This is a genomic window from Paenibacillus germinis, assembly GCF_013141785.1.
Lineage (GTDB): Bacteria > Bacillota > Bacilli > Paenibacillales > NBRC-103111 > Paenibacillus_E > Paenibacillus_E phytorum.
Genome location: NZ_WHOC01000045.1, coordinates 117,359 through 130,475, shown reverse-complemented (window position 1 = coordinate 130,475; position 13,117 = coordinate 117,359). Strand labels below are relative to the sequence as shown.

10 protein-coding genes are annotated in these 13,117 nt (G+C 50.7%); 7 read left to right on the top strand and 3 right to left on the bottom strand.

The features are described 5' to 3' along the window. Window positions 1-14: 14 nt before the first annotated feature. Both GC102_RS08945 and GC102_RS08940 read right to left on the bottom strand, forming a co-directional pair. Entirely contained in the window at window positions 15-437 is a 423-nt protein-coding gene (locus tag GC102_RS08945) for an ester cyclase (protein ID WP_171689186.1), read from the bottom strand. 167 nt (window positions 438-604) lie between these two features. Continuing rightward, on the bottom strand, window positions 605-1,825 hold the full coding sequence (locus GC102_RS08940) for a BNR-4 repeat-containing protein (protein ID WP_171689185.1): 1,221 nt from the start codon (window positions 1,823-1,825) through the stop codon (window positions 605-607). 192 nt (window positions 1,826-2,017) lie between these two features. On the opposite strand from GC102_RS08940, the gene GC102_RS08935 reads away from it, so the two are divergent. Genes GC102_RS08935 through GC102_RS08925 form a run of 3 tightly spaced genes read left to right on the top strand, consistent with a single transcriptional unit; the run spans window position 2,018 to window position 6,608 of the window. Next, entirely contained in the window at window positions 2,018-3,028 is a 1,011-nt protein-coding gene (locus tag GC102_RS08935; protein WP_171689184.1) for an aldo/keto reductase, read from the top strand. Next, entirely contained in the window at window positions 3,025-3,738 is a 714-nt protein-coding gene (locus tag GC102_RS08930; RefSeq protein WP_171689183.1) for an SGNH/GDSL hydrolase family protein, read from the top strand. The genes GC102_RS08935 and GC102_RS08930 overlap by 4 nt, the downstream gene beginning before the upstream one ends. A 26-nt stretch (window positions 3,739-3,764) precedes the next feature. Continuing rightward, entirely contained in the window at window positions 3,765-6,608 is a 2,844-nt protein-coding gene (locus GC102_RS08925; RefSeq protein ID WP_171689182.1) for a family 78 glycoside hydrolase catalytic domain, read from the top strand. Between the two features lie 40 nt (window positions 6,609-6,648). On the opposite strand, the gene GC102_RS08920 is transcribed toward GC102_RS08925, so the two are convergent. After that, the gene (locus tag GC102_RS08920) at window positions 6,649-7,533 is read right to left on the bottom strand and encodes a helix-turn-helix transcriptional regulator (RefSeq protein ID WP_171689181.1); all 885 of its coding nucleotides are present in this window, start codon (window positions 7,531-7,533) and stop codon (window positions 6,649-6,651) included. A 179-nt stretch (window positions 7,534-7,712) separates the two neighbouring features. Between GC102_RS08920 and GC102_RS08915 the strand changes: the two genes are divergently transcribed. The 4 genes from GC102_RS08915 to GC102_RS08900 all read left to right on the top strand — a co-directional run bounded on the left by GC102_RS08915 (window position 7,713) and on the right by GC102_RS08900 (window position 13,069). Beyond that, complete coding sequence (locus GC102_RS08915) at window positions 7,713-8,507, top strand: phytanoyl-CoA dioxygenase family protein (RefSeq protein WP_171689180.1); 795 nt, start codon at window positions 7,713-7,715, stop codon at window positions 8,505-8,507. 52 nt (window positions 8,508-8,559) lie between these two features. Continuing rightward, complete coding sequence (locus GC102_RS08910) at window positions 8,560-9,711, top strand: trans-sulfuration enzyme family protein (RefSeq protein WP_171689179.1); 1,152 nt, start codon at window positions 8,560-8,562, stop codon at window positions 9,709-9,711. Between the two features lie 45 nt (window positions 9,712-9,756). Then, window positions 9,757-11,607, top strand: a complete 1,851-nt coding sequence (locus GC102_RS08905) for a heparinase II/III domain-containing protein (protein ID WP_171689178.1) — start codon at window positions 9,757-9,759, stop codon at window positions 11,605-11,607. A gap of 118 nt (window positions 11,608-11,725) precedes the next feature. Beyond that, window positions 11,726-13,069 carry a DUF455 family protein gene (locus GC102_RS08900; RefSeq protein WP_171689177.1) on the top strand — a complete coding sequence of 448 codons (1,344 nt, stop codon included), beginning with the start codon at window positions 11,726-11,728 and terminating at the stop codon, window positions 13,067-13,069. Window positions 13,070-13,117: the final 48 nt, after the last annotated feature.

Genomic DNA, 13,117 nt, shown 5'->3' with positions numbered 1-13,117 from the left:
AAAACAGGTATGACTTAAGCGTTTCTTTGGAGCTGCAGACGGATGCCCTCACGATCGATTTGAATCCAGTACTCTACGATACGTTCGTTTTCGAGGCGATACACAGCACTGGCGATTTCAATGATGGTTCGACCAGTTGGCGGAAAGCCGTCGACTTCTCCGATGTGAGTGCCAGTCTGTTTCCAGCGTACGTAAACACGATCATCCTGAGCAATTAATTCTTGCACTTCCAGGTGGAAATCACCATAGGCTGCGATCATTTCCCTAACGTGGTCTGCATAATTGGCAGGAGTTCGGCGAACGGTGGTTTCGTTTTCTGCGGTTATTTGATGAGCAAGCACCTGCTCGGCCATGTAAAGATTAGCTGTATCCGGTGCAAGACCGGAGCGAACTTTTTCAAAAAAATGGCGTACGATTTCTGATGGTAATGTGGTCATAGGACACCTCTTCACAAAGCTGATTCTACTTATATTGTACATGAAAACGAAATCTCACTGATCAATTTCAGAGAGATTTTCGTTTTTTTTCTATGATAGCATAATTAACTAGAAGTATTTCCCGTCTTTAATCGAAGGTATACAGGTCAGAATTTATCCTTAGAGAGTTATTGTTTCCCCATAACCGTCTTCATCTTCAACGCCGTCTCATAGCTGGTGAAATGCACATAATCCCCGTGCATCCAGAGAAGGAGCGCGTCTTCTTGCCCGCTGCTCCGAGCTAGGACGGGCCTCACGTTGTTGCGGGAAGAACCGGTGGTTACGGCAGCGAACTCCCACGTTTTCCCATGATCAGCCGTATGCCAATGCTCAATCTCGAATATGCCGTTCACCGAACGGGATAAGTAGACGTTGGCTGGATCGGCATGATCCAGTATAAGACCGCCCGAGTAGAAGGGCTCCCGTTCCACGGCGTCTTGCGCGGTTTGCGGGAACCAAGAGCCGCCGGCTGTCATTTCATGATTCTCCCAGGAATCGCCGTTCCAATAGCTGTACCAATAGCGGTGGTCCGTATCGGAGTGGAAGACGGCGTACACGATGGCGGGACGACCGCTGGCGTCCACCGCAATATCCCAGATCCAGGCCTTCGCATCGTGCAGGGTTCCGTCGAACACGACATCAGCATCGCAGGGAAGCATGGGCAGGTCGGAGGCCGGCTTAATGGCTGATCCGTCCGCATGATAGACGATACCGTCTTGGATGCAGGCGAAATAGATACTGTTATGCGGCTCTATATTGGGGTGTCCGTCGGTAAAAGCAAAGTAGATCGTATCCTCCCCGTTGCCCGCATACTTGACGTATGGGCGGGCTCCATCTCCCATTATTAAGGTTTGGGGCTCCGACCATGCGCCTTCTTCATCTGGACAGGTACTAAAATTCGGTTTGAAATTGCCGCCCCGCCAGAACAAATACAGCTTCCGTTCCTGGCCGACATAGATCGGATTGGGGTACGTATAACCGTGCATGCCGCTCGTATTCTCCGGAAGTTCCTGTTCGACGCTGAAGGATGTGATATCCTCGGCAGTTTCCATCTTGCGGTAATACATCGTCTTCCCGTTATGAGCTGAATAATAGATAATTGCGCGTCCATCAGCAGGAAAATAGAGCGAAGGATTCGCATGGTCGTCCTGCTGCAGACTTGGCTTAATCGCTACGGAGTCGAGGGTCCCGTCACGATGATCGTACGTACCGATCATGACGTGGCCATGTCTCGTTAACCAGCCGACATATGTACGATCCTGCTGCCCGACATAACGGACTGCCCTCGGATCGGCGAAGAAACACCACGCCCCGTCCTCTGTAAAATTTGCATAATTCTCTCCTCGCATAGAAATCGAATCCTCCTTCATATGCTTTTTCGTCCCTTCGTGCACTCGGATGGTCAAGTTCCTACATTCTACATCATCCGCTATAGGCTGTGAAGTTCGAATTTGGCGTGTTTTTTCTGGCAGATTGACCAAGAAAGCCTCTTCGTAAATTCCTTATACTTAAAGGTGATTCGAGGGAGGAAGGTGCTTCTTATGAAATATCGAAAATTCGGTAATACGGAATGGGACGTTTCGGAGATCGGTTTCGGAGGCTGGCAGATTGGCGGTGGCGGGGCTTTCGGACAAGTGGACGACAGCGAGTCGGTAAGAACCCTGCTTGAAGCGTGGGACCGGGGTATCAATCTGGTAGATACGGCTCAAATGTACGGGAAGGGCCACTCCGAGGAAGTCATCGGCATGGCGCTCAAGGAATGGAATCGTGATCATATTTATATAGCTTCCAAGGTGCAGCCCGTTCAATGGCCGCATCCGAATGAGATTGATCCGGATATGACAGGCCGTTATCCCAATGCTCACATTCGCAAGCAGTGCGAGGACAGCTTGACTAGGCTAGGTGTGGAAGCGATTGATTTGTATCAGCTGCATGGCTGGTTTCCGAAGGGGTTGGAGGATCGAGAATGGCATGAGGCGTTGACGGAGCTGCAGAAGGCAGGTAAAATCCGCGAGTTCGGCGTGTCAATTCGCGATTATCGTCCGCAGGAAGGTATTGCGCTTGCTGAGGCTGGGCTGATCCAAGCCCAACAGGTTGTTTATAATATTTTTGAACAGCGGCCGGCGGAAGAACTATTTCCTGCGTGTAAGCAGAACGGATTGGCTGTGCTTGCCAGGGTACCTTTTGATGAAGGCTCGCTGATAGGCAGTTGGACGCCGGAATCCTACGAGACTTTCGCGCCAGGCGATGTTAGACGGAGCTATTTCAAGGGCGATCGTTTCCTGCGGACGCTTGAGAAGGTGGAAGCGATCAAACAGATGATCCGTGAATACGATACTACTATGACGCTTGCCGAAGTTGCGCTCCGCTTCTGTCTGTCGGATGAAGCTGTGAGCTGCGTCATTCCGGGTATGCGCAACGCCAAGGAATTGGAAGCCAATCTCAAGGTTTCGGACGGGAAGCCGTTGCCGTCTGAGCTGCTTGAGCAGCTGAAATCGTTCAATTGGCCGCGTAATTATCATAATCCGGACACGCTGGTGGATCCGTTATGAGCGCTTTTTCCAGATTCCGGCAGCGTCTAAAGGAGAAGGCTGACGATGTCCGGGCCCGTCCCGTCACATACGTGGCTTTCGGTGACAGTGTGACCCAGGGATGTATGGAATACGCTACGATCGAGCATGAACGGGTCTATCACAATCTGTTTAAGAATCGTATCGTGAAACGGTATCCTACGACTGTTCTGAATGTAATCAATTCCGGAGTATCTGGTGATACGGTTGTGAAGTCGGAACCCAGGTGGCAGCGGGACTTGATTGCTTATCAGCCGGATCTCGTCACAATAGGCTTCGGCGTGAATGATTGTCATGCTGGGGAGGCCGGGCTTAAGATTTACTTGGAAAAAATGGACGCGTTAGTACGAACCGTGAAACGCGATACGGAAGCAGATCTCCTATTGCTCACTCCGAACATGATGATGCTGCACGACAACTGTAACATTCACGAGAAGGATAGAGTCGTATTGCCACGCTTCACGGATACGGCAGAGAAGGGCTATTTACGGCTGTATACCCTTGCGCTGCGGGAGTATTTGGATCAAGAAAAGCTGCCTTACGTGGATATATATGCCCTGTGGGAGGACTGGCTGATGAAGGGGCAAGCTCCTCATGCTAGATTGGCCAATGGAATCAATCACCCTGACCGCGCGCTGCATGCCCAGCTGGCAGAACTAATCGAAGCCCGAATATTCGAAGAACACGAATAACGCCTACAGAAAGCGGGGAGAGCCTCATGTTCGAAAAGGCTAATTGGATATGGAAGACGGGAGACCGGAGACCGATTAATGAGCACATCATCTTTCGGAAAACGTTCGAATGGGCGGCTGCGTTATCCAATCGAGCGATGCTGTCCATCTCTGCGGATACCAAGTACAGGCTATGGGTAAATGGGACGGAGCTTGGAGAAGGTCCTATTCGTTCGACCGCTGACCACTGGTATTACGATGAGTTTGATATTACTCACCTATTACGGCCTGGCGCTAATGCGATTGCCGTGAAGGTCTGGCACTACGGTCATTCCAATTATCAATATGTTGAGAATGAAGCGGGCCTCATTGCTCAATTATCGCTGCACGGCTCCGCCGGTATTCAAGTGATCGGCACGGATGAAACGTGGCTCTACCGTAGACATGAGGGATACGATGCCGATGTGGTCAAACGTAATGTGAATATTGGTTGGATGGAAATATACGATGCCAATGCGATGAGCGAACAATGGGTGCTTCCTTCCTACGATGACAGGAACTGGGCGCGTAGTGAAGTTGTCGCTCCCTATGGAGGCGTACCTTGGGGGAAGTTATATCCCCGGGGTATCGAGCCGTTGTCCACGCAGATCGTCAGGCCGAAGCAGATCATCGCCCTTAGCGAGATTGTACCGATCCGCCAAGTGATATCCGTCAATATGCGGGAGAACCTGTATCCCGATTCGCGCGATGCGAATGCGAAAATATTCAGCGGATTTTTGGCGGTTAAGCTGGTGGCTGAGGCTGAAGCCTGCGGCCGCTTAACGTTCGCACATTCTAAGTGGAACGGCGTTCAGGGACGGTTCAGGATCGATGACCGCTGGTATGTTCATAATGACGAGATTCAGGTGGCTGCCGGCGAGCATCTGTTCTTGATGGAAATTTGCGGCGTTCATAATGATTTGTTCTCCCATATGGAATTCGATTTCGATACGGAACTGCGGTTCGCGCATCCATTTGAGGGCAATCAAGATGCCTCATTCGTTACCATTGGCCCGTTCGAGACGATCGAGTCGCATGCCGACGGCTTCCAGCCTGTATATGGGGGCGTTGAGAAAAGCACGGGTTTGAATCACGAGCATCCTCTGCTGCTGGAAATCGGGGCCTGCTCCACGTTGACTGCATTAGAGGCGTACAAAGACATGTGCAAGGACGTTCATTCAAGACATGTGCTTGTTAATAATATGATCTACTCGTTGATGATGCGTAAACGAGTAGTCAAGCACTATCCCGTTACCAACCGGTTGGAGCGGATGCTCCATGATCATCTGCTGCCGACTGAGCTGCCCGTTCCCATGGAAGGCGGGGATATAGAAATCGTTCTGGATTTCGGGAAAATTTACGTAGGGACAATCGAGCTAGAAGTAGATGCCCCCCAAGGAACGGTGATCGATGTATACGGCTTCGAAAACCGCGTCAACGGCGTCAATGCCTATACATCCGGCTGCAATAATTCATTCCGGTACATATGTCGCGATGGCAGGCAGATGTTCAAGAGCTTCACCCGGATGGGCTTCCGTTATTTGATCGTCACGGTGCGTAAGGCTGATGTACAGATGCGGATTCACCGGCTCCAGCTGCACCAGTCCAGCTACCCGGCTACGGATAAGGCGTTATTCCGCTGTTCGGATCCCTTGCTGAATGATATTTGGGAAATTTCCAGACATACGTCGCAGATGTGCATGGAGGATACGTTCGTCGATTGTCCCACCTATGAGCAGGTATTCTGGGTAGGGGACTGCCGGGTGAGCGCGCTTGTCAACTATCAGTTGTTCGGTTCCTATGAGCTCGTCAGGCATTGCTTGGAAATGGTACCGCGGTCGCGGAGTCAAAGTCCGCTGCTGCTTGCTTTACTGCCAACCGATTGGCAGGCGGCTATTCCGATGTGGACTTTCAGCTGGATTATCGCCTGCAAGGAATATGTCGATTACAGCGGCGATAGCACGTTCTTCGAGGCGATCTATCCGGAAATCCGGGAAACGCTCGATGCGTATAGGGGCTTTCTCAACAAAGACGGCCTGTTTGATACCAGCTCTTGGAATATGCTCGATTGGGCGCCAATCGATATTCCCTATGTCGGCGTAGTCACAGCGCAGCAGGCGCAGCTGGCCCAGTGCCACCGGATCGCAGCGAAGATGGCGGAATCGCTCGGATTGCATAGCGAGGCGGAGACTCTGCTCAATCATGCGGAGCAGTTGAAACGGGCGATTCAGGAGCATTTGTGGGACGAAGATGCTCAAGATTACCTAGACGGTATCTACCGTAACGGTAAGCCTTCGACAACGAGAAGTCTCCAGACGCATGTGCTGCTGTATCTGGCCGACTGCCTCGGAGAGCGGCAGACAGCCGTTATCAAACTCAAGCTGCTGGACCCGCCGGAGGATTGGATTAAGATTGGCTCGCCTTTTTTCTCGTTCTATCTGTTTGAGGTGTGGCAGCGTTTCGGCGAACTCGATCGTACGCTGGCGCAGATCAGGACCGACTGGGGCAAGATGATCCAATACGGCGCTACCACCACTTGGGAAACGTTTCATGTATTCCCGAGGAGCCATGCGCACGCCTGGTCATCTGCGCCGGCTTTTGTCCTTGGCAATCAGCTGTTGGGCGTTGAAAAGCTGGAGGAGGGCTACCGCAAAATTCGAATCGCTCCCCCTGTTACGGAGCTGCTTTGGGCGGATGGGATCGTTCCGACTGCTTACGGGCGTATCGATGTATCGTGGTCGAAGGAAGAGGATAAACGAGTGATGCGCGTATCTGTTCCGCGAGACATCCAAGTTGAGGCTGCACCGGAGCTGTCGGAGGATTGGGACATTCAGATTCATGTGATTGGATAGCTCCGGTTAGGCAGGGTTGTAACGTAGCGCGTTGCTAATGTTAAACCTCCTTCTGGCTTTTGCGGAATTTCCCGGGCGAGAGCCCGGTCATCTGTTTAAAAAGTTTATTGAAAAAGCTCAAGTCGTCGAAACCGACCTCCTGGGCAATCTGCAAAATGTTGCTGTTTGTAGAAAGCATCAGCTCTTTGGCCATGCGTATGCGAATTTCGTTGCGGAATTCGATGAAGGTTTTGCCCATATACTGCTTAAACCTGGATGTGAAGGCGGACTGGCTCATGGCGCACATCTGGCTGACTTGGGCAAGCGACAGCGGATTCGCGTGATGCAGCTCGATAAACTCAGCTACGCGCTCGATTACTTTATGCTCGGAGGCTAGCGCCGTCATCGGTTTGTGCAGCATCTGATCGTAGCAGCGGCTGAGGAATACGAACATTTCGATTAGCCGGGTCTTCACGAGCAGGCGATAACCGAGCTTCTTCTCCGTGTATTCGCTGAGGATGCGGTCAAGCAGCTGCTTCATCTCGATCCTTTGGTGCGGATTCAGTCTAAGATGGGATTGGAAGTGGACCGACTGCCGCAGAAAAGGCTCTACGTAGAAAAAGTCGACGAACGACGTTACGTTGGATAACGATTGCAGTTCGTGACTCAGGATCGAAGGAGCAAACAGGATGTTGTAAACGATGAGGTGCTCGTCAATTAAATAGGCATGCTCTACATCTGGCTCGATGACGAAGACATCGCCTTCTTGGATTCGGTATTCCGTTCCGGAATAGATATGGCGCCCCGATCCTTCCACCACATACACAAACTCGATAAATTCATGCGAATGCGGCAAAACGGATTCTTTTCTTTTGGACGTGTACTGCTCGAGATGAAAGGGAAAATCGTGGGCTTCCAAGTAGCTTTCATTCTGAAATCGGGTCATCGGGCAAGACCTCCGGGAAGGATGATAAGTGCTTCAATTCCTTTTATCATAGAGTATTTCCAGGAAGAAGAAAAGCTGGTAAATCACCTTGAAACTCTGACGGATTCACCAAGTCTGCTCCCTTTTGCGCGTGATATAGTGATACCAAAGTATAGAAAGTACAAAAGGAGCTGGCTGTCATGACCAATGCCATTCAATCGCTTTTAACCTCGGAGCATCGTACATTTTATCAGGAGAACGGGTTCGTACAAGTGGATAATGTACTGAGTGAGCAAGAATTAATCGAGCTTCGTCAATATATGGAAGAAGTGATGGTCGAGGAATCCGCATCGATGTCACTGCAAACGGATAAAAAAGGCGGCAGCTACTACCGCGTGCTTAACCAGCGTGTTAACGTATGGCGGGACCATGGAGGCATGCACAAGTATTCGTTCAACCCGCGTTTTGCACAAATGGCACTAGAGCTTACTGGTGCTAGCGGCATTCGTCTCTTTCACGATCATGCGCTGTGGAAAATGCCAGGCGATTCCAAGCCGACCCCGTGGCACCAAGATTTCCCCTACTGGCCGATGAATGAGCAGGGCGCTATGTCGATATGGATCGCGCTCGATGACGTAGATGAGAAGAACGGCTGTATGATGTTCGTACCGAAATCGCAAAACGCCGGCAAGCTGAACCATATAGACTTGGCGAATCCGCAGGATCTATTCGAGTTCGTTAAGGGGACCGATTATGAGAATGCGAAGCCGGTGAAGCTGCCGCTGAAAGCAGGAAGCTGTACGTTCCATAATGGGCTTACCTTTCACTATGCGCACTCCAATGTAACCGATAAACCGAGGCGGGCGCTAGCGATTATTTACATGCCTGACGGAACGACCTTTAACGGGAAAAAGCATGCGATAACGATGGATTTGAACCTGCAAGAAAACCAGCCGTTGGCAGGTCGGATGTTCCCGCTATTAGCCCATATGTAACAAATTATTTAAATTTGAGAGTATCAACGGTTCATAAGGAAGGGGAAAAGGTATGGACAAGGATTCTTTAAAGAGTAAGGAAGACATTCTTGCTCATCTGGGCGACGATTATGACCGTTATTTGGGTGCGATTGTGCCCCCCATTTTTCAAAACTCGTTATTTACAAGGAAAACAATCAATCACGGGTATACGTATACGCGCGTCGCTAACCCGACGACAGAGATTGCCGAGATGAAGATCGCCGCACTCGAGGGCGGGGAGGAAGCGCGTTGTTTCTCTTCGGGAATGGCCGCTATCAGCGCCGCCTTGACATACTATCTGGAGAAAGATAGCCATGTTATTTGTCCGCGCGCGGCCTATGTGCCGGCGAAAGCATTTCTGGAAACCTATATGAAGAAGTTCGGCTGTGAGGTGACCCTCGTTTCAGGCGAAAGCATCGAGGAATTCGAACAGGCGATCCGCCCCAATACGAAGGTTATTTATTTGGAAAGCCCACTATCGAACATTTTCTCGCTTCAGGATCTGAAAGCGATCTCCGCTTTGGCGAAATCGCATGGGATTGCGACGATTATCGACAATACCTGGGCGACGCCGCTCTATCAGAATCCCCTTCAATATGGCATTGATCTCGTGGTCCACTCGGCATCTAAGTATTTGGGCGGACACAGTGATATTCTGGGCGGCGTCATCATAGGGAGCAAGCAGGTTCTAGAATCGATCACAAATAACGAAAGAAGCTTGTTCGGGGCTGTTATGGATCCGCATCAATCCTGGCTGCTCATCCGAAGCCTGCGCACCCTCCCGGTTAGGATGAAGCAGCATCAGGAGAATGGTAAGAAGGTTGCAGCTTTCCTGGAAGAGCATTCCCGAGTATCCGCTGTTTACTATCCGGGTCTACCCAGCCATCCGCAATATGAGCTTGGGTGCAGACAGATGTCCGGTTACTCGGGATTGCTGAGCTTCGTGCCAAAGGGCGACAAACAGCAGATTATGAAGATGATGAAAAGCTTGCGCTATTTCGAAGAAGGCCCTAGCTGGGGCGGGTTCGAGAGTCTAATCAATTCACCGGGTTTATGGGTGAACGAGGAAACATCTCTCCTGTCGGGAATTCCGATCGGTCTGATGCGCATTTCGGTCGGTCTGGAGAGTGCTGTTTCGATTATCGATGATCTGGACCGCGCACTGATCGAAATGACACGATAGTCGGTTAAGGGTATTGCACTAAGAATGAAAGGACGGGTGTTAAACGTGAGCTATGTACAGGACTGGCAGCATATTCAAGAGAAAATTCGGACGGAAGCGTGGGCGAAGCACGTCTATGACACTCTGCTTGAGACCACGGAGTGGTGGGTCAATCATTACGCAGATGATCCTGGGAGAATTACCGGATGGGGGCACAACTATTTCTGCGAAGCTTGCGGGAGCAGGATCGATTTCGAGAGAGAAACACCCCAAGAGAATAGCTGCCGAAGCTGCGGGTACCGGAACAAGGGTGCTCGTTTCGATCAGGCATGGAACTATTTGTACCGCGATGAAGCTCACAAGCATGTTTTTTACGCTGGGGTGCTGTATCGGCTCACGGGCGATGAACGTTACACGGCTTACATCCGCAAGGTGCTGTCTTTTTACAGCGATCATTATGAGCAGCTTCAGGTAGACGTTAAACCCGGCTACGTCGGCAAAATAGCCGGCACCGATCTCTGTGACGCGGTCGGCATGATTTGGCTGCTGCAGGGAATGGAGATGATTAAGGAAACGTTAAGCTCCGAAGAGCTTCGGCTCTATAAAAGCAAGCTGTTCGACCCTCAGGTAGAGCTGCTGGACAGCCACTCTACCAGCATTCACAACATCCCCTGTTGGATGAAGGCGGCAGTCGGTATGGCGGGGATGTTCTTCGGGGAGAGAAGCTACGTAGAACGGGCACTGAATGGTCCGTTCGGCCTGCTGCAGCAATTGCAGGAAGGCGTGACAGCGGAAGGATTCTGGTACGAAGGTTCATTTCACTATCACTTCTATTGCGTAGAACCGTTCACGTATTTCCTATTGTTCGCCCGTATTTATGATGTGGAATGCGGTGGCATGGAAGAAATCGTTAAACGGATGTATGTGTTCCCAGCGGAGCTTGTGTTTGATAACGGAATTTTTCCCAATCCGAATGACGGCTGGCCGAATATCGCGCTGACTCACTATGCGGGACAGTACGAGTATGCGAATCGTTTGTTTCCAGATCCGGCCTTCGAGTATGCGCTTTCCAGATCATACGAGGAGTACTACAGTCCAACGATGGCCTATGGCGGTATGATTGAAAATTCGCCTGAAGGGTGGGTTCAGCGGCTCTTGTTCGGCAAAGGGGAATACGCCGGGGAAGAGATGCAGCGCGGAACGAAATATTATCCGGCTTCGAATATTTGCTCGTTACGCGCAGGAAAGACGGCTTTATTTATGAAGTACGGCCTAAATACGCGGAGCCATGCGCACCCTGATTTAATGAATATCGAGTTGTTCGACGCGGATTGCTTATGGTCTCACGATATCTCCTCGAACGGCTATGGCTCGTTCTTGTTTTTGGAGTGGCAGCGGAAGACAATCGCCCATAATACGGTCATCGTCGATGCCGTCGATCAGATTTGTTCTGAGCGTGGAATCGTAGAACGATTCGAACCGGAGCGGAACCGGATTCGCGCCAAGGCCAAGGAAGTATATCCTGGCGTCGATTATATGCGCGATATTCATCTTCAGGAAGGATGCATCTCGGATACGTTTCAGGTGATCAGCGAAGACGAACATCTGACTGATTGGCTTTTTCATTGCCACGGGCAGATGGAGACTGATTTTGAGACGCAGCCGTGTGCGCCCCTCGGGAGCGAGTTCGGCTACCAGCACCTCATGAATCTAAGAGTATTCACGACTAGCGACAGTTGGTCGATACGCTGGGTGTTGCCGGAACGAACGTTGATTCTTCGGATGGAAGGGTGTATGGGAACGGAAATTTATTTATTCGAGGGCTACGAAGATACGACTGCGAATAAACGATTCGGTGTTTTGGTAAGAAGGAAAGGCTGTGGAGCAGAGTACCGTGCCGTTTACACGATAGAGTGAAAAGTAGAGAATACCCCATTACTTCAAGACAATGCAACAAGATTTCGCGAAAGCGTTTCCTTGTAATAGAAAGCAGAAGAGTTTTGAATCCGTTTTTTCTTAGGGGAGGTAATCATCGATGGCGAAGAGAATAGAAGTGGACGTAACGGATTACAGCTTCCTTGAAGCTGCATCTTCCTACAGAGGTTCGCTGCTGCGGCCGATCGATACTGCGAAGCTGCTTAAGATGTGCTTCTGGTTAGAGTTTGAGCTGTCGCGGATGACGATGGGATGGGTCCCGTCTGTACCGGATTGGGATCTGAAAGGGGAACTGGTGCGACTGTCGTACCTGCATACCCAGCACATGGTACAGCTGCGCGAACGGATCAGCGAGCTGCCTGGAGCGGATATCAACGATAAAGCTTGGACGCCGAGGGGTCTCCAAGAAGCTTGTCAGCGTATTACGCATGCGGGAGGGCTGATTGAATTCGCAGCGGGCTATAAGTTCATCGTCACTAAGCTTTATGAACAGTATACCGCTTTTCATGAAACGCTTGACCCTATTCTCGACGGACCGACGTTCGATAAGCTGCGATATATCGAGCTCGATAAGGAGCAGATGCTTTCCTGGGGTATTCCTTACATGAAGTTTGCCTTTGTTGAAGACCAAGAGAAACGCGATGCATATCACAGTTGGTTAGTCTATATCGATCAAGTGTGGAAGATGCTTGAGAGTTCGTCGTCGAAGAAAAAGATCGATTGGCCCGACCATCCGGTCTCCGAGCCGGCAGGACCGATTCCGCTGAAGCCTGCTAACGATCCAAAGTATCCGCATGTCGATCTGACGAAATATAAAAGCGCCATGTTCGATCCGAAATCTCCCACTTACGATAGTGTGAAACATATGATCTTCATCAATGCCAGCGAAATGTCGGCTGTGGAAAGCCTGACCTATCTGTACTACGGCGTGCATAAAATGCCAGTAGACTTCTATCTCGATGTAGCACGGCATACGTGGGATGAAGTCCGTCACAGCCAAATGGGCGTTCGCCGATTGAAGCAGATGGGCTATCGCACGGAGGATTTCTCCTGGCACCCGTCCACGGCGCCGACGTCTGCAACGATGAAGCAGGTGTTTCCGGAGTTCTATTCTAGCCTGACGATGGTTATGGAGCCCTGTTCCTTCATAAAGAAGCGCAAATCGATTGGAGCGTTCATGAAGCATGGCGATCCCTTGTCGTCAATCCAATCCGAATACGATATCGCCGACGAGCGTCTCCATGTTGGATTCGGACAGAAATGGGGCGCGAAGCTATTCGAGCATATGGAGGATTTCGTATCCGCCCAGAATGCCGCTGAAACCGTCAAGCAGATGCATCTTCGCAAAATGGGCTACAGCCAGGATGAGATAAACAAAGTGCTGCACAGCTTTCCTGAGTTTTGTGGATTTGCGACCATGGAACTCAATTACGACAAGTACTAGTGAATAAACCTCCAAAACCACTATGATGAAGGTGGGGTTGGAGGTTTA

Bases quoted from the DNA above. Each gene is read 5' to 3' on its own strand.
- GC102_RS08940 (WP_171689185.1), bottom strand. From the start codon at position 1,825: ATGCGAGGAGAGAATTATGCAAATTTTACAGAGGACGGGGCGTGGTGT.
- GC102_RS08930 (WP_171689183.1), top strand. From the start codon at position 3,025: ATGAGCGCTTTTTCCAGATTCCGGCAGCGTCTAAAGGAGAAGGCTGAC.
- GC102_RS08900 (WP_171689177.1), top strand. From the start codon at position 11,726: ATGGCGAAGAGAATAGAAGTGGACGTAACGGATTACAGCTTCCTTGAA.
- GC102_RS08915 (WP_171689180.1), top strand. From the start codon at position 7,713: ATGACCAATGCCATTCAATCGCTTTTAACCTCGGAGCATCGTACATTT.
- GC102_RS08945 (WP_171689186.1), bottom strand. From the start codon at position 437: ATGACCACATTACCATCAGAAATCGTACGCCATTTTTTTGAAAAAGTT.
- GC102_RS08920 (WP_171689181.1), bottom strand. From the start codon at position 7,533: ATGACCCGATTTCAGAATGAAAGCTACTTGGAAGCCCACGATTTTCCC.
- GC102_RS08925 (WP_171689182.1), top strand. From the start codon at position 3,765: ATGTTCGAAAAGGCTAATTGGATATGGAAGACGGGAGACCGGAGACCG.
- GC102_RS08935 (WP_171689184.1), top strand. From the start codon at position 2,018: ATGAAATATCGAAAATTCGGTAATACGGAATGGGACGTTTCGGAGATC.
- GC102_RS08910 (WP_171689179.1), top strand. From the start codon at position 8,560: ATGGACAAGGATTCTTTAAAGAGTAAGGAAGACATTCTTGCTCATCTG.